A 23,146-nucleotide genomic window follows, 5' to 3' on the forward strand; every position below is an offset into this window, starting at 1 on the left:
TATGCCAATACAGTACTCATTGCTACAGTGTTCGTCCTGATTTCTTTAATTCACGCTTAATACCTTCTATAATATCTTTTTGTCTTATTTCTTTGCCCCCATCTTTAAGCATCTGCATGGTTGCATACTGCACCACATTGATGATTACGCCTCCTGTAAGTTCGAATTTTTGGGCAATCTCATTTAAATTTACCTTTTCCTCCAGCTTGGTAAACGGAGAAAACCCTTGCTCCCAAAGTATAACACGCTGATTTACCTGAGGCATTGGAAATTCGATAACCGATTGAAATCTGCGCAAAAATGCCTGATCGATATTCTGTTTAAAATTACTGGCCAGTATTACCAAACCATTATGATCTTCAATCCGCTGCAACAAATAACTTGTTTCTTGGTTGGCATACTTATCCCTGGCATCACTTACATTTGTACGTTTTCCAAAAAGGGCATCCGCTTCATCAAAAAAGAGTATCCATCCCTGGTTTTCTGCAGCATCAAAAACCTTTGCCAGGTTTTTGCCTGTCTCGCCAATGTATTTACTTACCACTCTACTTAAATCAATCCGATAAACGGGCAAATTATGTTTTTTACCCAAAACTGCTGCAGCTAATGATTTTCCTGTTCCGGCCTGTCCATAAAAAAGCGTTCTAAAACCCGGCTTTAATTTATGCCTTAAACCCAAATCATTCATCATGGTAACGTTGTGTGTTAACCAGGAATTTAATAATTCTAAATGTTCTATTGTGTGCTCAGGTAAAACCAAGTCACTATATTCCATATTGGTTTCGATTAAATGAGCCGGAAAATCGGCCGAAAACCGGGGCTTACTCCTTTCTCCTGTGGTAAACTCTTCGAACCAATTTTTATTAATATGTAATGGGATGCTCGAAATGGGTTCGCCTGGCGGAAGTGGTTCGTACTCTAAAACATTTAAGGCAAAAAGTGGATTTCTGGCATCAAAAAGCTTTAATAAATCAAAGCGTAACATCAAGTTATCAGATGCCAGTAAAAACAAAAATGTTTCTGCCGTAGGTAAAAAACCACTGAATACATTCCCCTTTTTTCCTCCAAACTCTGTAAAAATTTGTCCTGTTTGCGGATTAGTAACTAAAAATATATCTAAACATTGGGGTTTTATCTGACTCACCATTGCTAAAAAAAGCAAAAATCGATCAGCAAATTTAAGTTGGTGCTGGGTTAAAAATCTGGCGTAAGTAGAATCAAAACCACTTAAATCTGGTGGTTGTATATTAAAAATGCTAGCCCCTATAGCAACGCTACCTGCATTTATGGCACTACGCAATTGCAACACTTTTTCGAACCAGTTTAACTCGGCCAAAAGTGCATCTGCGTTTCCCCGCAAAAGCGTGGTGTTTACCAGTTCAGATTTATCAAATAATTGTTCCATGGTAAGCGTATTATGGATAATGACCAGGGTAAAGTGTCTAACAAAACATCCAATCCTTTTCTTTCTACATGTAAATTATAATTGCCATCCTTAAAAATTAAACTTCCATTCCGTATTAAAAATGTTTGTGTCAAACCTTCTATCGAAGTGGAACCTAATTTTGTCCAATGTTTAATCGCCGTTGCTTTTAATTCTGCACTCTGCTTTAATTCTTCTTCCGTAAATGTGATCTCGTTGAGTTTTATTACTACTTCCGGATCTGCCCCGCACAATATTTTGTTAAAAATCAAACTGCTTTCATCTTTAGGCATTTCGTTATAAACTAAATAATGCAAATACACTATTGCTTTATGCCTGTACAGTTCATCAATAAACTGATTGGCATTAAGCAATTGCAAAACATTAAATAAATTTTTAAAATATGGATACAAAATAATCAGACCTGCATTTTCGATCAGAATAGATGCATTATCCAGTACTTTATTTTGCTTTATCATACTCCTTTTACTTACTTCCTCTTCTATAATTAATTCAGGTTTGGGCAATGCTTTGCTCTTTGTAATTGCTGCTAGTAATTTATTAAAACGTTGAAGCACAAGTTTTTCTTTTTTGAGCTTAACGGCAACAATACTGAACTCAATGCAATCAACTAAAGCCGCTTTTAACGATGGTTTATACTGCACGAGCGAGAAAAGCCAAAGTCCAAAATCATCCATATTTTGTATCTGCTCATCCTGTTTTAAACCTTCAAGCCAATACTCAAGTATAACATTAAATAAATCATGTTTAATATTTGGTTCTAAATATTTTAAGAGGATAATATCTGTTTTAAAATGATGGTAATGGTAAAAAAACAGCTGCTTGTTAATGAGCTGGATTAACCGGTTATAACTAGTAGAGTTGTGCTTTAACGCTACAATAAACTGATAAAAAAGATTTCGATCAATATTGAAAAGCCTCAATAAAATTTCAGCAGGTTTAAAAGCAATTTCAGAAGGTATCCACCAGGGCTTTAAGCCTGTTTGGCAATAAAATGCCAGCGATTCATAATCATTAGCAACAGTTCCACTATTACCGGATAAACCTGAGTTGTGTTTTAAAAGTGCTTCAGGGTGAAACTTCAAATTTTCGAGGAACAAATCAAGCTCCTTATCTAAAACAGTAGCAGTATTTATTTTATTGAAATTGTGACTTTTAAAATAATCATATATCTGAATAACAATTTGTTCTTCAACACTTTGAATCAACTTATTTAAAGATAAATTACCCAAATCAATATCTAATTTATCGATGCGAATGGTATTATTTAAGGCAAATTCATCGAAAATGGTATTGAAGATTTCCGGTAACCTGGTTTTACAAAAATGACCGATTTCTGCCTGCACCTTTTCCCAATCCTGTTGATTATCAACAGTGAGCAACATTTTTTGCGATTGGATAAGGTGTTTGTTCATGATATTAGTTCTTTCCAAATTCGAAATTTTCCTCAACGTCTATATTTTTGATTTCAATTGACCGATCTTGTTTAATGCCTAAATGAAATGCGTCAATTACTGTCATATTATAATTACCGGGACTCAAATCAATACTATAGGTTTTTATGGAAACTTCATATTGTTTAATTACCTCGGCACCTGTTTTTGCATCATTTACTGAAATTAAATAACGTTGGGCACCATTTAAAGTTCCATATACCTTATAAGTTTGTGGGGTTATTCTACCCATGCCAATAAAGAAAGTTATTTTTGCTGCTCCTACCTCTTCGCCGGTTTCACTTTCAACAATTGCGTATTCAAGTTCATCTACGGCAATAATAGATTTCATTGCCCGGCTATTTTCTGCCACCTTTTTCGGATCAAGGCTGTAAACCAAAATCTGTTTTTTCAGATTTGATTTAGGCTCGTAAATTTCTTCTTCAAAGCTTACTGAACCTAAACCCGGGTCACTTTTAACAATAACCTTATATTCTCCTGGGTGATATAGATTATTGAGCACCTGTATCTTGGCTGTGTTTATCCTACTTTGATTATATACCACAAAACGCGAAATTGGAACCACCAATGGTGTGAGTTCTTTATTGACGTAATCTTTCACATCACACTCGCAGCAACTGTCGTCTTCGTAAAGGGTAAAATCGGCAATTACATTCGAAGCGATATTCTCTAAACCCTGTTTGCCTATTTCTTCAACCAGTTTATCATAATGTTCATTAAACTTTGCTTCAAATCCACTTAAGTATTTACCTCTGTTTTTCTTTGTGCCTATTACTACGATCTCTTCTAACTCCTTCTCTTTTGCTCCTTTTTCTACCGCCTTACGCTTTTCATTAAGTGCAGCTAAATGGGTTTCGTACTCTTTTTGTGCATCGGTTTCTTCTCTCCTGGCTTTTTCTATTTCTTCAGCACCTATTTTCTGCTTTTCTGCCCATTCAGATTTTATTTTTTTGGACAGTTCGCTGATCTCCTTTGTTTTGGATTCTGTATTTTTTCGCAGTAAAACTACTCTTTCTTTGTATTCCTTTTCAATCGCTTCGGTTTTAGTGGCATCACCTTCTGTCGATTTGAGTTCTTTTCTTTTCGTTTCCAGCTCAGTTTTTAAGAGAGATTCTTCGTTTTTGATTGCATCGCCTGTTAATACCTTACGTTTATTTATTTCGGCTGTCCTACTTTCTAAAGTCTTTTTTAATTGAAGTTCAGTTTGGGCCAGTTCATTTTCACGTTCTTGTATACGTGCTTTTATTTCTGAAGACTTTATTTCGTAATTGGCTTTAATGGCCTTTTCGGCAGTTACGAGCTCGGCCACCTCTGCTTCTTTATGGGTTACTGGCACAGCTTCAGGCGCTTTTCCAATGGTTTGGTATTCGATTTCTTTGCCTGTATGGTACAATAGCAATAGGGTATTGCCTTTATTTACACCCGCCAGGTGTTCTACAGCGCCTGCTTTGCGGATATAATCATAAAATGAAATATTGGTAGCCAGGCTTTTATTCCTTTGCGACCTAATATCGGTTAAGGTACCAATATTGATATAAGGCCTGATCATTAATACATTTAAGCCTCTATGTAATAAAGTGGCGGCCATGAGATAAGCCATTAGTTCTGCATTGCCTTCATTATTGATAATTTTGACCATGAGCTTCATCCCACTTACATAGGTTACAATTAAATCTGTATAAGCCGATTTAAAGCGGTTTTCATCAAAATCAGAAAACTCTAAAGTAAGTGTAGCAATTAATTCCTCTATGTTATCGTTAAACCGGGCCACCAAGTGCAATGCTTCACGCTGCAGGTCGTCGGGTGTTTGCTCCAGTCTGCCTTTGCTATTGTTTATTTTGCTATAATTGGCCTGGTTGATGCGTTCGTTAACCATGCCAGCCTTAATAAAAACAGTATTGATATTGCTGAATGTAGATTTTTTCTCTGCATTAACGTCTGAATCACTGAAAGTTTCCATTCCTGCTGCATTTGTATGCGTTGTAGCTTCCTTTTTAACATTTGCACCACTAACGGCATCTCTAGCTGCATCTTTTACGTCATCAAACCTTGCTACCATTTTTTCAGCCAGGGTGCTGTATTTGATTAAATTATTGAGATAATATAACATTACATTGCGCCATACCAGATATTGTGAATCGAGATCAGGATAACGGCAAACTGTTTTCACTGTTCCACCTTCACCCATAAAAATAGAACGGACCTTAAAAGGCAGATTAAAGCGGCGCTGTAGTTTTTTATACTGCAAAACGGCTGCATCTTCAGGCATGGCTAAATGGCCTTCCGTTCTAAAAAAACTGGTATCGGTTAAATTAAACAGTAGTGGTGCTTCTAATTTGCTCATACCGTACTGTTGCAGGTTTGCTGGCATTTGATAGTGATAACTGAGCGGTTTGCCATTATCGCAGCCATGACATAAAGATTCGTTCCAGTACTTTTCAAATTCATCGATATTGGGATCGAAATAAATCGGGAATGCCCGCTTGCCAATGTTTTGCCACTTTTCTTTACTTGGTGTAGCCAAAATGCCCCTTTCACCTTTTTCGGTTAAGGAATCGTAATAACCGTTTAACATGGTCAAGGTTCTTCCAAAAACCGAAACCAGTTTTTTGCTCCAGTCTTTATACTCATTAAATAAAGGTGAATACTCAAATTCCTGACGGTAAATAGAAGGAGGACAAGCCTTTGTACCCAACATCAAATGCATTGGAAAGGCATCTTCATTGGGTAAACAAACGCTGTGCAGATGCATGGCTATACAGCGTAATTCTTCGTAAGATTTTATGATATCCTCAAAAGCATCGTACACATATTGAAAACCGTAAGCCTTTCCGCTTAAATACTGAGCGGAGAGATCTGTCAATTTTCCTTCCCACATTGATCGGATGTTATCAAAATCGACTCCAGGAAAATGACGTACCAATGCAGGTAATTCTTTATAGATTATGCCTAACTGTTTGCTGAGTTTTTCTAATATAGCCGCAACCGGACTCAAATAGGCATTAATTAAAGCAGGGTAATTGGTCGCTACAATAGATGTAATTAATGCCCGTGGATATTCGATTGTTTCTAAATTATATAGCGCGGGGTACATCGCTCCACCTTTATTTTTATTAAAACTATTAATATCGATAAGGTCTGTTAGCTTGATCAATAATTTACGCACGGTGAAGGTATTTTCTTTACCTAAGTCATCGCAACTTTTGCCTAAACAACTTTTAAGATCCCTTGCTGCCGATTCCAGAAACAGCACAACCACATAATCGCTTAAAATCAACGAGGCATTAATTGGTGTGGCCGCCACCGCAGCGGCATTGTCTACAGTAACCAGTTCTAAAAGCGGAGCTTTATTAAAATATTTATAATCTAATGCATCAGGCGAAGTATATGGCTTAAAATGTGTTAAATCGCATTCGCCCAGCGAAATTAGAAAGCCCCATGAGGTAACCCCCACCCCTTTTGAGATATGAACGGTATTTACACCAAAAGTTGCATGCAAGCCACAAACAATCCCTATTCCAATCAATCTAGTCCTGGTTAATCTGCTTTCCTGAAACAAGAACTGTTGCATGGTATTAAGCTGACCTGCCGTAAGTACCTGGTTTTCTTCAAAAACCGTTGTTTTATTAATGAGTTCCATAGCTAGATTAATTAAAAAATGCCAATGTTAGTTTGATTTAGAATGAGCGGGTTTTTCTGCACTTCGTTTTCGTTGCAGCTATGCAGCTTTCCTGATGGATAAACACTCCTTAAATCCTGTATTATTTCTATAAAATTTTTAAGTGCCTTAACTCTTTCGGCATCGCCAGCACTTGTGGTATTGATTTGAATGAGCCAATTTTTATATGCTTTTTCGAACTGACCCATTTGCAAAGGATTTATCCAACACACATTGAGTACAACATGCGCAGGACATTCTTCCCTCAATGTTTTCTCAATAAAAGTTCTAAAATTTCGATCACGGAAACGATCGGGCCAATAAGGCAAAACGGCTGTCATTACAAAACTATAGGTATCGGCAATTTTGCATTGTACACAATCTACATCCGTATGAATGTTTAATAGTTTATCAAAATCACGTTTTTTTGGCCTTAACAGGATATGTTCAATCAAGTGGATGCCTTCTCTATCAATAAATGTCTTATTAAAAAAAGCAACCATATCCGAAATGGCCAGTTTTTCCATCCCAGCCCTGATTACGATTGTTTTTGGTGTAACGTTTTTAATTGCAAATAACGTGGTATAGGTAACTTTGGGTGCTACCATAAAATCGAGTTCAATATCAGAAATAATGGTTGTTTTATTATCAGAAAAACTGATGTTTAGTATCTGAAAATCGATTAAAATGGCTAAAGGCTTAATTAAGCTCATGGTATCGCCGATACGCAATCTATCAGTCAGATCGGTCCCGGTTATGGTTAGCTTACGGCCATTTTCGTATAGGTAAGCGTTAAATGTTTCTGTAAAACTTAATTTTCCATCAGGATAATTATCAGGGAGTGTTTCATTAATTTCCACCTTGATATTTGGTCCCAATGCTACCGTATTATTTACGGTATAGGTGCCATTATTGGCTAGCGAATCAACAATTTTAACTACTGGCGAAGCCGTGCTGTCTTCTATAATTTCGGCCAAGTGATAATTGTAATTTTTCCCTTTATCCTTACCAATAATGTTATCATAAATATCGAATACTTCGAAATGGTAATTAGGAGTGGAAACGGTTACATTTTGCGGTTCGCAACGGTAATAATCCTCATCGGCAGCAAATCTGATTAGTTTCCAAAGTAAGCTAATCTCGGTATCCGCCGTCGTTTCAGCCGCGTCGATTCCTTTAACTTCTGGCCCTTCAATTTCGCCGGTTAGTATTACTTTTCTACTTGCATCTTCTGTAGGTTTATCAAATAATTGGTATGTTATTTTATGGAGATGTGGTGTTGTTGTATTGTTAACCGTATGCGAAAGCACTTCGAAGTAATTTAAAACCGGTGGTGTTAAATTTTTACGGCTCGACAAAACCTGATCACATAACTCTTTGGTACATAAATTAATATGACTTTTAATTAATGTATTGGCTGTAGTTAAGGTTAGGGTAGTATTTTTACTTTTGGCAATAATTTTTTCGTTGATTAAATCGGCCAAAAGCAAAACCTGGAATTTACCAGCAACACTACCCGATACAATTTTATAGTTATTGATATGTACTGCAGCACTGATCAATTCCTCCATAGCAGATTGAGCAGCCAATACATCTGTAAAACTGTCAACACCCTCAAAAAGAACTTTGGTTAATACCTTGGTTTCGATATTCCAGCTTGTGGATACGGGCAGGATTCGAAACGCTTTCGAAAAATGTAAATCTTCTACCCCTTTAGCATCTATGCCCAACAGTAGGCTTACTCTTTTTTCGTAACCCGAAACATTTTTATAAAACCAGGTAAGTTCATTGCGGTAATTAAATGCCTTTCCTCTATTGCTGCTAATTTCTGGGTAGGCATTTAAAAACGATAATTTATCTTTTATCAGTTCTGCCCCGGCCTTTTGACCGTCAATGGTGTAGGCAATTAAAGCATAATCGCTAAACTGCTCGCAAAAGCGGGCCAACAGATGATCGAGAAAGCGGTTTTTGCGTTTTTCAAAATCGGTTTTACTTTCGGTAATTCCCTGCAAATGTTCCGTATAACCATCAATAAATATTTTTTGTTCAGTGGCATTGGGCACAATATCTACATTACCTGCGGTTGCCTTTAAGGGTTCGCTGAAGTACGTTTTATTTAATAAGGGCTGACCAAATTCATCCAAATCCTGATTTAAGCTAAAAAGTGCTTTTAAACCATTTACCTGTTGCAGATAACCATATAACAACTGATCAAAAAATGACAAGAAACCCTTAAATTGTTTGGACTGGGTTATCCGAAGATTTCTTTCATCATCGGTTGTAGGTAAATTCGGGATCCCTTCGGAACCTACGCCATAAACCATTGGAAAATCTTGTTGTATTGAGGTATAATCTGTAATTTCTCTCCAGTCGCCCACTGGCAACGCGTGATCTAAAATTGGGTTTACAGGGTAACGTTTCCTCGATTGGGCAAAAAGTCCTTTATATTTTGCTTCCATTTCATCTTTATCAAACGAAAAAGGAAGGTTGTGTTTGTAGAATGATAAATTAGAAAGATTAGTGGATAACCGGGGCACATAAAATTGATCTATCGCTAGCGAAAGACACCACTTAACACTTTTCTTTGATATATTCAGTACATTATCCTCTGGAAAATTAGCCAATTGTAACCCGCTAACCGATTGAACAACCTGTTTGCCATCAATTTTAACATCCATGATAATCCTGATCAGATCGCTGACATGGATGGTACATTTTTGTTCGGATGCATTAAGTTCATCGTCGTCTATAAAACCATGTTCCAAAGCTGGGCCATCAAAAATATCTTCGGTCGCTTTTCCCTTGTTTTTCATATCGGGCAAGCTATAGAAATATACATCAGGTGATAGAAACTGTGCAATCTGAAAATAAATTTCGGCGGCAACGGTTGCAGCATCAGCAAAAGGATCTATTTCTATATCGCCGCAAATGGCAATTTCTTCTACTTTGAGTGCCCTGGTATTTAAATAATCTTCGCAAAGTGGCCGGTTGTCATTCAACCTATCTTCAGCCTTTTTTATAATGCTCTTTATTACACCTATTTTGCGTTTGTAGGTTTGTAATAATCCATTAGGAGCATTAAAAATGAAGTGGTTTAAATCGACATCAATTGCATCAAGACCTACAAGGGTAACAGGAACTTCGGCAACCGTCTTAGTACCAGCAAGGGTAACCGTGTGGTCAGTGTCGTTGCTATCAATTAATTTATAATCATCAGGCAATTCATCGACAGCTATTTTCAGCGTTTTAATTTTAGCAATTATTGAAGCATCGTCATTAAAATCGATACTTAAATCGTCCCAGCGGGGGAAATGAATTTCTACCTTTATTTCAACCCCTTCCAACAATGGATCGGGCGCAAAATTATTAATGATGTATATGGCAGAAATAGAATTGGAATTTAAATCGCCGTAGGTTACCGATTGATCAAATTCGATCAGAAAATTATAAAGCCCTTTTACAAAAAATCCTGTCCCATCCGTAGCAGTCGGGAAATAGTCTAATTTTTGTTGTAACTGATTTACATAAAGTTTCATTTCAGCCTCATCAGCAGGAATTACCCAGGCATTTTTAATACCTAAAGTTTCTGCTCCTGCCTGTACCGCCACATCCATTAAGAGTTTTCTAAAATCTTTAATGGTAACGGGAGCGTTGTGTAATATCTGCCTTGCGGTGAAAAAATTACGGAAGTCGATATCAGCATCGGCAGAATTCGGATTACTGGCAAGCAAATCCTGCATATTGAAGGTCAAGCGGTAACCTAAATCTGTTATGGCATAACAAAGTGTTTCGAGCGTTGTTACCCCCGGATCGTGAAGGTTATAATCGCTCCAATTGCTTTTACTTAAAGCCTGAATGCGGTTTATGCCAATTTCACGTAGTTTATCAAACTGCATGCTATCCTGTTGCGGATTATTTTTCGATATGGTTTTTAAATCGCTCATTTAATTACAACCGCATTCGTTAATTGGAATAAATTTACTGTCTGTTATTGCGTTGTCATTGCAATCGGCACACTCGCAATCCGGATTATTGATTCCCGGGATATCATTAATATTGATGATGCTATGCTCGGGATAGGCCGTTAAAATACTTGCCGCTGTAGCAGTTTCTGCTGTTTCTAAATCTTTTGTCGATATGTCTTCTAAACCCGCTGACCTAAACAGATACATTTTAACGCAGGTAATGTAATCTACATAGTCTAACTTTTCGAGCTGATAGATAATGGTCGATTTTTCTATTTTACCCCCAAATTCCATCTGTGTAGCAGCGTTGCTTGTCCAAGGGGCCAAAAGTGATTTAAGCTGCGTTTTAAGTTTAGGCAGATAAATATTTTCTTCGTATCCATCACGGAGTTTGAGATGAAAATGAAGTTTGATTTCTTCAAATATTGGATTTTGAACATTCAATTTTGCAAATACCGAATTGGTTTTGGCCAGATAGGTTTTAATCTGCTCTAATGTATTCTTAGAAACTTTCGGCTTTAATGGATTTGGTGCATTGCTGATCGAAATATCGGGTACGGCAATAATAGTTACCTGGCCAGGCGATAAAGAATTATAACTGCTCACATTTCCATTATAAAAAGTATGGTTAATGCATTTTGCAGTGTAAACATTCGGGAATTGGGCTAAAATAAGGCGTTCGTAATCCCACAGGGTAATGGATCTCCTTTTGTGCCGTAAAATTTCACTAACCCTTAAATAGTATTCATTACCGCTCTCTATTGCCTTCCCATCAAATGAGCCATAAGGTTGAATTACCTTTTTAACCGCGCTATCGGGTTCTTTTAGCTTGGTAATCACCCCTGCTTCGATAGCTATTTTTTCGGGCACAACCTCATCATAAACAGCAAATTGAGCTTCACTGGCTTGTGCAGTAATGGAAATAATATCGCACACTGCAGCTGTATTGCTTATTACTGAAGCCCTTAGCCACAACAAGCCGGTTGGCAATACAGTATTATCGGTATTTACGGTTTTAGGAATATTTAAGGTAACAATGCCTGTGGTTAACAATCCGTTTGTCTGTTCTCTTAAAATCTCTATGTTTTTAAATTCTTTCCAGATGTTATGTTGAAGATAGGCCCATGTTACTATTGCTTTATCAAAATCGGGATCGGCACTGCCCTCACTCACCTGTAACAACAAACTTAAATTTTGCGGGACAATTGCATCGCTTAAGCCAATGTATAACTCGCCTTCGTTGGATTTATCAGGAAGTAACGACACAGAACCGTGTGTAAAAGGATGTGCTTCGGCAAGGCCGAAAGCCTCCATAAAATAGAACCTGTGTATGCGGTTATCATAAGTTGACTTAACATCGCCAGCTACCGAAAGATTTAAGGTGGCTGTGCAGCTATAATCGATCGTTAAATTCTGGATGATCGGTAAATATGGTGGATTGGGCAATTTAGGCACCGTGGTTTTACCAATTACCGCTGTACTAAATACCAGTTGATAATCGGCCTGGCCAAATGTACCTTTGGTAAATTTAAGTTTTAGGTAGCCCCGTTCGGTCTCAAGGTTATAAGCATCATTTACTTCAGTGTCATAATCTGCATCGAAAGTATCGGGTATATTTAAATCTGCAGAGAACTTTGCATTGGGTGCGACTGTATCTGCTGCAGTAAAGAGTGCAACCTCTGCTGAGGTAGCATTTATCCAATTGCGGTGTAAGAGAAAGGAAACTTCGGCTTTAAAATCACTATTGTTAACATATTTGGTTGCATCACGGCCATTGCTAGTATTAGCCAAATTGGTGTAAAGTTCGTAATAAGTAACAAAAGGAACGGTAGGTAGGCCTAAATATTCAAAATTTAGCTTTAAACTGCTAAGATCATGCTGAAAAACCTCGTTGCTGCCTATATAAAAATTAGCACCAATACTGGGAATCGGACCAAAAATCTCCATAGGCTTAGCAGCATCGAGTTTACCTAAACTGTTCTGTACAAATAGATTTTTTACCCCCTGTACATCCGTTTTAATGGCCACACTATCTATTGCGGCAAAGGTTAAGCTATTATAAATGTTTGGGCTTGATAGTATTTCTATCTTCAATACCGGAAAAGCTGTTCTGAAATCTTCTAAGTGAAGTTTTTGGCTATAATCGACCAATTTAGGTTTGCTTTCATCGACCAGGATCACCATTTCGAGCACACTGGTACTAATGAAAGATACTGAAGTAATGTCTACTGTTGTCCACCCTTTTTCTGCGGTAATACTGGCCTTAAAATTTTCGGGCTTAATTACCGGCGCTGCCAGGTAAGGCGCACGATAGGAAAAGGTAAGTGTTATTTTACGTTTGCCTTCGGCCATTCTAAACAAAGGAGAACTTATGGCAAAACCAATATTGGCTTTAATTCTGTCAGTATTGCCAAAAGTATCCCAGCTTCCATCCTGGTTGGCCAGCTCTCCCCCATTGCCATCACCAGAATTAGCGATTGGTGAAGTATAAATTTTAGTTTTTTCAGCTTTATCTACCAAAATGGATTTAATGCTCGCTACCTGTGTATGACTAAAGCTGAATGAAGATAACAGCTTATAAAACTGTTCTTGTTTTTTACTGTTTTTGCCTGCTTTAAATTCAGTTTTATCGTTTAATATGTATTGCGAAATGTGTTTCGCCAATTCTACAATCAAATATACTTTATCGGGCTTAGCAGCTTTTTTTTCGAAGCCTAAAACCGTTTCAAAAAAATAATCTAAATGTTTACCTGTAAACTGGTTGAGGTCTTTTTGGGCAATGGCATATAAATCCAAAAAAGAATCGAAAAGCGCTAAATGCGGTTCTGATGTACCATCTTCTTTAATTTCATCGATATTAAAAACACTTTGCCAATCTGTTTTTTTCTCTGTTCCATCAAAATAGTAATGGTTAATGTAAGCAGCCAAACTATCGCAAAATTGATAAAGGCTTGCTTTACTTCTTTCATCAATGGCAACAAAAGATGCATCCAAAGCTTTTGGCAAGCGGTTTAAACGGTTTGTTCCGTTTCTTGGTGCAGTATTTTTATTGCAATTGGTACTCATTTTATTAAATATTTGTTCCTTCGGTTAAATAATATGGGTAAACAATATTGTTCCGGGTATTGGTGCTTCTAATGGTGTACTCTACCACCAGGTTGATTATCCCAAACTCTACATTTTTAAAAACATCGAGTTTATCGAGTTTAATGCGTGGCTCGTAATAAATAATTGCCCTTCTGATCCTTTCCGTTATCCGCGTTACCAGTGTAACATTAATGGGTTCAAAAATCATATCTTCTACATTGCAACCATATTCAGCCTGCATCACCCTTTCGCCAACCGCTGTTCCAAACAGGATCTCGAGGCTTTGGTTAATATCAACCACATCGCTTACCATGCTGGTAGCAAAGCGTTTTATACCTTCGTATTTGACTATCTCTGGTGGAAAGGCCCATCCCTTACCTAAAAAATTGCTTTCTGTATCCATATTTAACCTATTGAAACTGTCGGACATCCAACTACAGCACTTGCCCCGCATATACAGGTATCGCCTGTTCTAACTGCCGGCAAACCACCTATCAACACGGTTGCACTTCCTGCCGAAAAAGGGCTTACCGTTGGCTGGTGGCTATTAGGCGGCAATACACATACATGATTGTCGCCAACTACACAGGCAGGCATACCTCCAATTAATACCGTAGGTACACCAGGGCCTATAATTGTTCCACCATGGTTTGTGGTATCGGTAACTCTTGCTGCGTTTGCCATATTTTTAATTTATCTGCACCATGCTTCCTTTAACTTTTGTAATGGCCGATGAACTTACTTCGGTACCCGCGCTTCCGCTTAACTTTAACTGTGCGTTGGCATTGGTCGTAATATTTGTTCCATCTATTTTAAAATCGCCTGATGCTTTTAGTATGATATCTTTAATACTTTCTATCTTAATCCCATCTTCGCTCATCTCTATTTTATTCCCATTAATATCCTGAATAGCAATCTGTTTCTGATCTTCATCCAGTGTAATAAAATTACCTCCGGGTGTTTCTATCTTTATGATCTTCTTTTCATCATCAAACAATACCTGAAGTTTTGATTTGGTAGATAATCCCTTTAAATAGTTATCGTCTTTTGCTTCTAGATGAGGTGGAAATGAACTGCTATACAATCGACCTAAAATTACCGCATCACGGGGATCATCATTTATAAAACCAATAATCACCTCATCGTTTATTTCAGGATTCCAAACCCATCCATGCTCTTTTCCTGCATCTACACTGGCCAATCTTGCCCAAATACCATCGCCTTCATTTTCGACAGTAGGCAAACGTACCCTTATTCTATTTTCACCGTCGGGATCGCTTTCCAATTGGGTAACAATACCGATCTGCAGACCATTTACCGGTGGGATGATTCCAGTGGCTGGCTTTTCTACAATATCATCGAAATTGTAGCTGTGCAATTTTTTATCAAGGCCAAACTGCACATGGCTGTACCAGGCAGCTTCGCCCGAATAGCTGTGGATTACACCTGTAACCCAGCATTTCCCACTAAACCTTTCGCCTATACCCAATAATTCAACTATAATTCCGGGTTTTAATTTGTTATCGCCCTGCACCCTGAAATTCCCGATAACCCTGTTTAACCTGCTTCTAAACAATTGTGCCGTTGCCCATTCGGTCGATTCCTGTTCGGCTACATTACCCGAATGATATAAGCTATTATCTTCCCAGCCCAACACTTCAGCCAAATCATCGCCAGAAATATTACCTTGCTGGGGCAAAGTTTTTGCGGCCGATGCACCTTCTTTTACTTCCTGATTGGTATAATTCCAGTTTTTGGTAAGCACCTGTGGATATTGAGTTCTAGCATCCATCTGGGCTTCAAAATCATAAATCTCCGATCCGTAGGTATAAGTTGCCGTACTTTCCTGACTGGCATTAGGCATACCAATAATTAATTTTCCTGCTTCGGTTACAACCAAAGCACTGTTTAGTTCGGCCCGGGTAACAATAAAATCCCAGTTGCTGCAATTAAATTGCACCAGTTGTTTATGCTGTAAATCCAATCCGTCAATATCAGCGGTAATCCCATTCTGGCCTACCAGATCGGTTATTGCATCGCTATCACTTGTGTCTTCCCATATCTTGTTTTTTCGCCCTGCGGTAAGTTTAACGGCTTTATCCCTACATTCTATTTCCATCTGGCTCCCATCTTCGTTAGCCCTAATGGTCTGGCTGATAATTAAACCAGAGAATATCACCTCATTTTCGCCATTGTAACCAGCGGCAATGCTTATTTCGGCCCCTGGAATAAAATTGGTTCCATTGCTTAAATCGAAATTTTGCGCAGCAGCGCTACCATCCATTACCACCACTTTAGCTTTGGGTATGGCATTAACCAAATTGGTTACCACAATTTCTAAAATACCAACAGCATCGGGCAAAACTTGTCCGTTTACGGTAATGCTAAAGCTTTGTACTCCTGAGTTGGCTGGCATGGTATATTATTTTTCAATCGGTGGAAACGAAATGTTTTGTCCTTGTTTTAATTTCCTAAAATTGTTCAGTTTATTGGCTTTGGCCACTTCTAAATAATATCTATCGGTTTTATAAATATTGTAAGTCATTAATGGAAGCGAATTATCGCCTTCAACCTTTCTGTAATGTGTTAAATCGGGCGAACTCCGCCGTTGTTCGTTAGATTGCTCGGTAAGGGAGGTATAACTGGTAAAAGTGCAATCTGTTTTAGCCCTTAACGGTTTTCCGGTATTATCGAACAAGGTGTAGGTAACTTTAACAGCGGTTAACATTCCCTGAAAAGTGAGCTCGCCCCAGTGTATTTTTAAAAAATTTGGCTGATGGGTATCTTCTTTAATTTTAAAACAGGTATCGATAAATTTTTCGATTACTTTATGTACTGTTTTATCATGCTGAACATCGGTTTGAAAAGTAGAATTGCCCGAGTAAGAAGCTGATGTTGCATCCCACAAAAGGTCGAGGTTTAACTCCTTGCCCCTTGTTGATTTAAATTCGCCAACACCGTCAGCTGCATTTACAGGGGCATCCTGATCGAGTTCATTTTTATAATCAATAAAATAAGTATTGGGATTGTACAATACCTTAAAGGTTTCGATTGGCGAACCCGAAAAATTATTGTCAGAATAAACATCTATTACGAGTTTTTCTAAATTACCCAATTCATCATGAAGCTGACTTAAAGCCATAGTTACCTCTCATTCTTATTTTTGATTTGTAATCTCAATTCCTCCAATGCCTTTTTCATTTTCTTATCTGTAGCCGTTTGGCCGGTTCTACCTGGCAGTGTCGATCCGGCTACGTTATTGGTTACTGTTGCGGTAATATTTAATTCTCTAATTTCTACTGGCATATTTAATCCTTTAAATTTCTACCCGCCTGAAATATTGATGGGCAAACTCGATACTTTCGATCACCAATCCATTTTGTTGTGCGTTAAAGCCTTCTATCGACCACCGAATTGGATATGCATTTACAAAATTCCAGGCCTGTAAGGGTTGATGTTCATCGTTAAGCAAAATCAAAGTGATATCTTTCGGGCTAAACGTAAAACTTTCTACACATTCCTTAAACCACTGCATGGCCTTAGAGTTAAATAGCAAACCACGCTTTAGTGTAAGGTTACTGTAGGTTATTGCCGTTGGGAGTTTATGCGCAAAGCGATTTTCTCCTCCTTCCTTATATTCTTCGGTAGCGATGCTCGATTCTAAACCAGTGGCATCGGTAAACCCTATATCGTCTACGCCATCATAAGACAAGCCCTCTATCTGCAATAGAAAATGAAATCCAACAGGAGGATTTGGCGATGGTGAATTGGATATAGAGAACATATGGCCTATGTAAATTCGATGCTTAAACCTTCATGTGCTAACTCAACGGTTTCTATGGCCACCTCGTTACCGGTAGAATTTAGCGTTGGTCCATCTACTTTTGATGGCCAGGCCTGCCTAACTTTCCAAACCACCACAGGCTCGTGACTTTCGTTCAGCAAACTGATGGTAAGATCTCTCCGCTCTATTTTATTTAAACTCACGGTATTAAACCATTGAAAAAGTTCATTATCACCCTTGGTTATGCCCCTTTTCATCGAAATTGCAGTATACTGCTGCATTCCCGGCATTTTGGTAACATGATATTCTGGTGAGTTTCCCTCGCGATAATCTATCGATTGTGTTTCTACCGTTAAACCACTAACTTCTGTAAAACCAATTCGCGAGCCGCCCCATTCCACCTGAAAGTGAAATACCGGTAATGGATAAGTATTAGCCATAATTTTATAATTTATGATGAATTATTCTTGTAGTTTGTGTGAGAATTTCAGGATGATAAATTCTGCAGGCCTTACAGCTGCCATACCTATCTCCACATTCATTCTACCCTCTAAAATATCGAGGGAAGTCATGGTGATTCCTAAGCCAATCCGAACGAAATAGGCATCATCGGGTTTTGCACCCTGCAATGCACCCTGGCGCCATAGCTGGTTTAAAAAATTCTCACACATGGCTTTTACGCGCAGCCAGGTATTGGCATCATTTGGTTCGAAAACAACAAATTCGGTGGCTTTTTTAACGCTTTCTTCTACAAAATTGTAAAAACGCCTTACTGAAATGTACCTCCATTCGTTATCGTTTCCGGCCAATGTTCGGGCACCCCAAACCAATGTACCTTTACCAGTAAAAAAGCGGATTACATTGATGGATTTACCTGTAGTTGGATCTATATTTAGTGTTTCCTGCTGTTGTGCGGTCACTTTTAAAGATGGGCCGGTAACCATTTTTATACTCTCGTTAGCTGGCGCCTTCCATACGCCACGATTGTTATCAACCCGGGCCATTATCCCTGCAACAGCACTCGATGGTGGTAAATCAATTACATTTTTATCCATCTCGTTTGTTAAAGCACGATAAGTATTTAAATCCATTGCTTTTATATCTGATAAGGTTGCGTCGTTGTACGGTCCGTTAACGCCATTTACCAAATGTTTTACCACAATAGAATCATTGTAACCGTAGCTTAAAGTACTTTGTAGCCAAGGGTAATACACTGCACCATATTTTAAATATTCGGCACTGATATCATCTCTAATCACTCCGGCATCGGTAAAGGGAGAATCAGATAATACCCAGGCATCAAAAATTGCAATCCGATCCTGCAGTTTAGCACATTGTGCCAGAGCATAATCATAAACATCTTTATAGCCCGAAGTTGCACCAAATGAAGTATGTTTATCGGTAAGCACAAGCATGGTGGGTTCATCTACTTTCGCAACAGCATCTAAGCAGGCTTTAGCCGCCACATTGGTTATGGTTGAGGCGTAATTACCGCTAGAAACAATGTAACAGGGGCCTCCGCCATTTGCGTAAAACATCTGTATAGCATAATACATATATCTACCGCTTGCTGCACTTTTTTTGGCATCGCAGGTAATGATGCGTTTAACAACTTTACCAGCAACTTCTGTGTCGGTTATCGTTGGGATTCCGCTGGTTTCAAAAACCGAAGTTTCTGAATTGGCGCCACCAAAATATTTTTGATAATCGAGAAATGAGGTAATGCGGATAGGCGTTGGTAATTTCGTTACTGTTGGCAGAATATCGTTTCCATTTTCATCTTTAGCAAATTCGGTTCTACCCATAAAAGCTGGAATGGCCGTTTCTACGGCCGCTATTGATGCAGGCAGTTTACTTATTTCCTCTATATAAACGCCAGGGGTTTTATAATTGGTTGCCATAATTTTAAGATTTTGCTAATAAGTGAGAAAATTTAAGAACTATAAATTCTGCTGGTCTAACAGCTGCCATTCCAATCTCGATAATCAATCGCCCTTCCAAAATGTCAAGGGCTGTCATGGTGATGCCCAGACCTACATTTACAAAAAATGCATCCTCAGGTTTTGCACCAGCTAAAGCCCCTTGTCGCCACAGTTGATTTAAAAAATTCTGGCACATGGTTTTTACCCGCATCCATGTTTTGGCATCATTAGGTTCAAACACCACGAATTCTGTGGCTTTTTTTATCGATTCTTCAACCATAATAAAAAGTCGCCTTACGGGCACGTAGCGCCACTCATTATCATTTCCCGCCAATGTTCTGGCTCCCCAAACCAAAGTTCCCCTACCTGCAAATTTTCTGATTACATTGATGCTTTTTCCTGATGTTGCATCTACATTGAGGTAATCCTGTTCTTCATCACTTATTGTGATCAATGGTTTATCAACGGTTAAAAGACTTACATTGGCCGGTGCCTTCCATACGCCGCGGTCGTTATCTACCCGGGCCATAATGCCTGCAATGATACCCGATGGATAAAGTGGAACAGTATATGCATCCAGCGCTGCTTTTATTTGATTGAACAGGGCAAAATCATTACTATCGAAACCACCTTTTAAAAATGAAGAACTTAAAGCAATCTTGGGGATATTTCCCTTAGGATCGTAAGCAATTGGAATAGTATTTCCGGCATTGCCTGCTGTTTTAGCAGTAATGGTTACTACAGCTAAATTTGCAGCAACACCTACCAAAGTCATTAAATCGGCATTACCAGCAATTGCGGCTGTTAAAGCGGCGGCTGTAGCGGTTTCGTCGGCACCGATTACAATGCCACCGGTACCGCCAAAAGTAAAGCTAAACCCAGCTATGGCAATTGAGTGTCCGGTTAAAGTTATTCCATTTATGGTTATTGTGGCTGTGGCTTTTACAGGGGCTACGACAGCCGCAGTATCAATAATTTTAGTGATTGCTTTTTTGGTGTTTACAACTTTCTTATAAATACCGAGGTTACTCCCGCCACGGTTATCAGCCGCAATTTTTATATTTTCGTCAGCTACCCGGTTATAAGTGGCTCCAGTTTGTATTTGTGGATAATAGGTGGCACCGTATTTAAGGTTATCTGCACTAACAAAATCATTTCTAAATTTATCGGCCGCTAAATAAGCTGTTGTTAAGCCCGCTTGCGGTGTATCCATTATGGTAAAGCGGTCTTGCAGTTTGGCACATTGTGCCAGCATGGCATCATTTAATTCTTTGATATCCGTACCGGAAGTTAAAGCTGTAATTTCGGGGATAAGCAGGAGTGTGATTTCATCTTCTCGCTCGCAAGCCTGTAAACCAAGTTTTAGTTCAGACTTCGTTATTTCCGGGGTATCATCAAAGGTACCAACAGAAACAACCCAGCAGGGACCGCCCCCATTTTCATAAAACATTTTTACATGATAGTATAAGATATAGCCGGAAACTGTTGTGGCAGGACTAATATCAATCTTTGGTATTAATTTACCTGGCTCGGGTTCATTAATGGTTACTTCCAGTACTTCGGGAAAGGCACCACCAAAGAAAACTTCAAACTCCAGCAGTGAGGTAATACGCACCGGGTTATTGATAGCGAAAGCTACGCCATTTTTCTCCCGCTTTGCGGTATATCCAACAAAACCTGGTATTGCGGTTTCTACTTGTGCAATTGATGGGGGTATTGTCGAAATCTCTTCAATATATACTCCTGGATGTTTATATGTTAGCGCCATATCATCATGAATTATTTTTAAACATATACATATATTTTACTCTCCTCTCCCGCTTGTTTTTCGGGCATCGGGTTTGGCAAATTCTTGGCTAAAATAACTTCCGTTCCACCATCCTTTTTACTCAGCTCTAAGCCTACTTTTACCTTTTGATAAAAAGGGATCTTAACATTGCTTTTAAATAGTAATATATCCGCATCGGCTATTTTATTAATCGGATCGGGATCATTGGCAGGCACAGGGTTCCCTGCAAAAGTATATTTGGCATAAGCCGGAATGCCGCTGGGCGTACCATCCAAACTTTTATCCTTTACCAACAAATCAAAATCATCTAAATCAATCCCACTCTGGTTAATTACATAATATTTCCAGATGGTAGATTTCCTTAAAAAATTGATTAAAAACTTTGTTTCTGTAACTACGGCATTGCTTGCTGGCAACTTTAACTCGAGTACACCAAAAATTGATTGGGCACTTAATCCGTTGCTCTTAAAAATCTTATAACTCAGTAAATCGTTTCCTGTATCAGCTGCATTTTTGATCGATATGTGATATAGCCCATCGGGTAATTTGCTCATATCGAGCATTTTTTCGAAAACTTTACTGCTATTAATTTTAATTTTATAAGGACCATTAATTGGCAAGCCATCTATATCAAAAGCAATAACCAGATTATTTTCTGTTGATGAATTTAGCCTCAAGGTAACTTCGGTATTTGCCGGAGGAAGTGTAAAATCTAAATTCATTAAATCGCCTACTATTCCATCAATAATCTGGTATTCGAGATTGCTGCTTAAACCGTTGTTCGAAAAATAAATCTTTTTATTGCTTAAAAAATCCTTGTTCGGGGCTGTTTCATTTAGCTGTGTAATGGCCAAAAATTTTGCTGCATTATTGAGGTTGATACCAAATAGCAATGTGGTATCTAGAAATTCTATTTTGGGTTTCAAATCTGCTCCGATTTCAGTGATAATATTAAAACCGGTATCAAATATTTTAAATAGCCAACGTTGGTTAATGATTGTTTTTCTCGAGGCCGTTGTAGCTACAAAACTCAAATCATTGCACAAATTATCTTCATAGAAATTGTGATGCACATTAACTGAAAATAATTTGCGGTAGGCTGTCATAATTTAGTTCTTGTGTTTAATAAAATATTTTCTACTAATCCATCTGGCACCAATTGAACATTTTCCTGTACGGTAATCATCCTGATTTTATATAAAACAGAGGGCAGATAGCTATGACCGATAATACTCCAGAAATGGTTCATCTGTTCAAAATTGAAGCTAAAAAGTTCCGCACTTAAGCGTTCAATATTACTGTCAATAGCGCTTAACAAAGGAGAATTGGCCTGCGTAAACACGTTTTTGCCCTGAAAGAATGAAATTACCTGCGATAGTTTTTTTAAGCCCTCCAGGTAATCTAAAGTTGGCGATTCGGTACCGACATGGTTAAAATTTGCAGAAATAAGCACGTACAGATTCAGGTAAATATCAGGATTGCGCGTTTCTATTTCGCCAAGCATATTCCTTACCGTAACCCTTTGATCTTTTATTGCTCTATCCTCTTCGATGTTCATTAAAGTAATGCCCATCGTTTTTTCAGGTATGGCCAGTTTCCCTTCAGAAACGACACTGCTTACCACAATAAAATCATCGTTTGATGTATTGGCAATATTGTTTAGATATCCATTAATTTCTTTCGAAATAAAATCAAGTGCCGTGTTAATCATAGATAAATATTTGGAGCAGGAGTTGTTTGATAATCAAACGGTTAACATAAACTTAAATATGAAAAGTGCTATAGTTATTAACAATTTTAAAAAAAGTTATTAACAAATCAATTGTGACTAAAATTGATTTAGATTGAAATGGAACAAGTTTCTTGACATAAATCAATTTTCAAAAACACAAGTTATTAACATCTTAAAAATCAATGCATTAAAATAGCTAATAGGAATAAATCCTATTTCTATTACAAATAGATTTTTATTTTTGAAAAAAAAGAAGCAAAATTGGTGTAAATTCGACAAAAAAGCGTCGAAATAGATTAAAAACACGTATT

16 protein-coding genes are annotated in these 23,146 nt (G+C 38.0%); all 16 read right to left on the reverse strand.

The genetic code is table 11. The features are described from left to right. Window positions 1–22: 22 nt before the first annotated feature. From J7E57_RS10325 to J7E57_RS10400, 16 genes are read right to left on the reverse strand one after another with little or no spacing between them, the layout of a single operon-like run. Complete coding sequence (locus J7E57_RS10325; RefSeq protein ID WP_215127696.1) at window positions 23–1,405, reverse strand: ATP-binding protein; 1,383 nt, start codon at window positions 1,403–1,405, stop codon at window positions 23–25. Then, window positions 1,372–2,859, reverse strand: a complete 1,488-nt coding sequence (locus J7E57_RS10330; protein WP_215127698.1) for a contractile injection system tape measure protein — start codon at window positions 2,857–2,859, stop codon at window positions 1,372–1,374. Before J7E57_RS10330 ends, J7E57_RS10325 begins: the two co-directional genes overlap by 34 nt. Before the next feature lie 4 nt (window positions 2,860–2,863). Further along, window positions 2,864–6,538, reverse strand: coding sequence for a hypothetical protein (locus tag J7E57_RS10335; protein ID WP_215127700.1), 3,675 nt, complete (start codon window positions 6,536–6,538; stop codon window positions 2,864–2,866). A gap of 11 nt (window positions 6,539–6,549) precedes the next feature. Continuing rightward, window positions 6,550–10,500 (reverse strand): hypothetical protein, encoded by a 3,951-nt coding sequence (locus J7E57_RS10340; RefSeq protein WP_215127702.1) that lies wholly within the window; start codon window positions 10,498–10,500, stop codon window positions 6,550–6,552. Continuing rightward, complete coding sequence (locus tag J7E57_RS10345) at window positions 10,501–13,587, reverse strand: baseplate J/gp47 family protein (RefSeq protein WP_215127704.1); 3,087 nt, start codon at window positions 13,585–13,587, stop codon at window positions 10,501–10,503. Window positions 13,588–13,591: 4 nt separating this feature from the next. Beyond that, complete coding sequence (locus J7E57_RS10350; RefSeq protein WP_215127706.1) at window positions 13,592–14,011, reverse strand: GPW/gp25 family protein; 420 nt, start codon at window positions 14,009–14,011, stop codon at window positions 13,592–13,594. 2 nt (window positions 14,012–14,013) lie between these two features. Further along, window positions 14,014–14,292 (reverse strand): PAAR domain-containing protein, encoded by a 279-nt coding sequence (locus J7E57_RS10355; RefSeq protein ID WP_215127708.1) that lies wholly within the window; start codon window positions 14,290–14,292, stop codon window positions 14,014–14,016. A gap of 4 nt (window positions 14,293–14,296) precedes the next feature. Further along, the gene (vgrG, locus tag J7E57_RS10360) at window positions 14,297–16,024 is read right to left on the reverse strand and encodes a type VI secretion system tip protein VgrG (protein WP_215127710.1); all 1,728 of its coding nucleotides are present in this window, start codon (window positions 16,022–16,024) and stop codon (window positions 14,297–14,299) included. A 6-nt stretch (window positions 16,025–16,030) separates the two neighbouring features. Continuing rightward, window positions 16,031–16,750 (reverse strand): hypothetical protein, encoded by a 720-nt coding sequence (locus J7E57_RS10365; RefSeq protein WP_215127712.1) that lies wholly within the window; start codon window positions 16,748–16,750, stop codon window positions 16,031–16,033. A 2-nt stretch (window positions 16,751–16,752) separates the two neighbouring features. Beyond that, window positions 16,753–16,914, reverse strand: coding sequence for a DUF5908 family protein (locus J7E57_RS10370; RefSeq protein ID WP_215127714.1), 162 nt, complete (start codon window positions 16,912–16,914; stop codon window positions 16,753–16,755). A gap of 10 nt (window positions 16,915–16,924) precedes the next feature. Further along, entirely contained in the window at window positions 16,925–17,392 is a 468-nt protein-coding gene (locus tag J7E57_RS10375) for a phage tail protein (protein ID WP_215127716.1), read from the reverse strand. A gap of 5 nt (window positions 17,393–17,397) precedes the next feature. Then, a complete protein-coding gene (locus J7E57_RS10380) occupies window positions 17,398–17,832 on the reverse strand; it encodes a phage tail protein (protein ID WP_131031004.1) in 435 nt (144 codons plus the stop codon). Window positions 17,833–17,853: 21 nt separating this feature from the next. Next, window positions 17,854–19,293, reverse strand: coding sequence for a phage tail sheath family protein (locus J7E57_RS10385; RefSeq protein ID WP_215127718.1), 1,440 nt, complete (start codon window positions 19,291–19,293; stop codon window positions 17,854–17,856). 4 nt (window positions 19,294–19,297) lie between these two features. Further along, on the reverse strand, window positions 19,298–21,082 hold the full coding sequence (locus tag J7E57_RS10390) for a phage tail sheath family protein (RefSeq protein WP_251029874.1): 1,785 nt from the start codon (window positions 21,080–21,082) through the stop codon (window positions 19,298–19,300). A 17-nt stretch (window positions 21,083–21,099) separates the two neighbouring features. Then, entirely contained in the window at window positions 21,100–22,209 is a 1,110-nt protein-coding gene (locus J7E57_RS10395) for a hypothetical protein (RefSeq protein ID WP_215127720.1), read from the reverse strand. Then, the gene (locus J7E57_RS10400) at window positions 22,206–22,814 is read right to left on the reverse strand and encodes a DUF4255 domain-containing protein (protein WP_215127722.1); all 609 of its coding nucleotides are present in this window, start codon (window positions 22,812–22,814) and stop codon (window positions 22,206–22,208) included. The genes J7E57_RS10395 and J7E57_RS10400 overlap by 4 nt, the downstream gene beginning before the upstream one ends. Between the last annotated feature and the right edge of the window lie 332 nt (window positions 22,815–23,146).

The sequence above is a fragment of the Pedobacter sp. ISL-64 genome (genome assembly GCF_018613605.1).
Classification (GTDB): Bacteria; Bacteroidota; Bacteroidia; order Sphingobacteriales; family Sphingobacteriaceae; genus Pedobacter.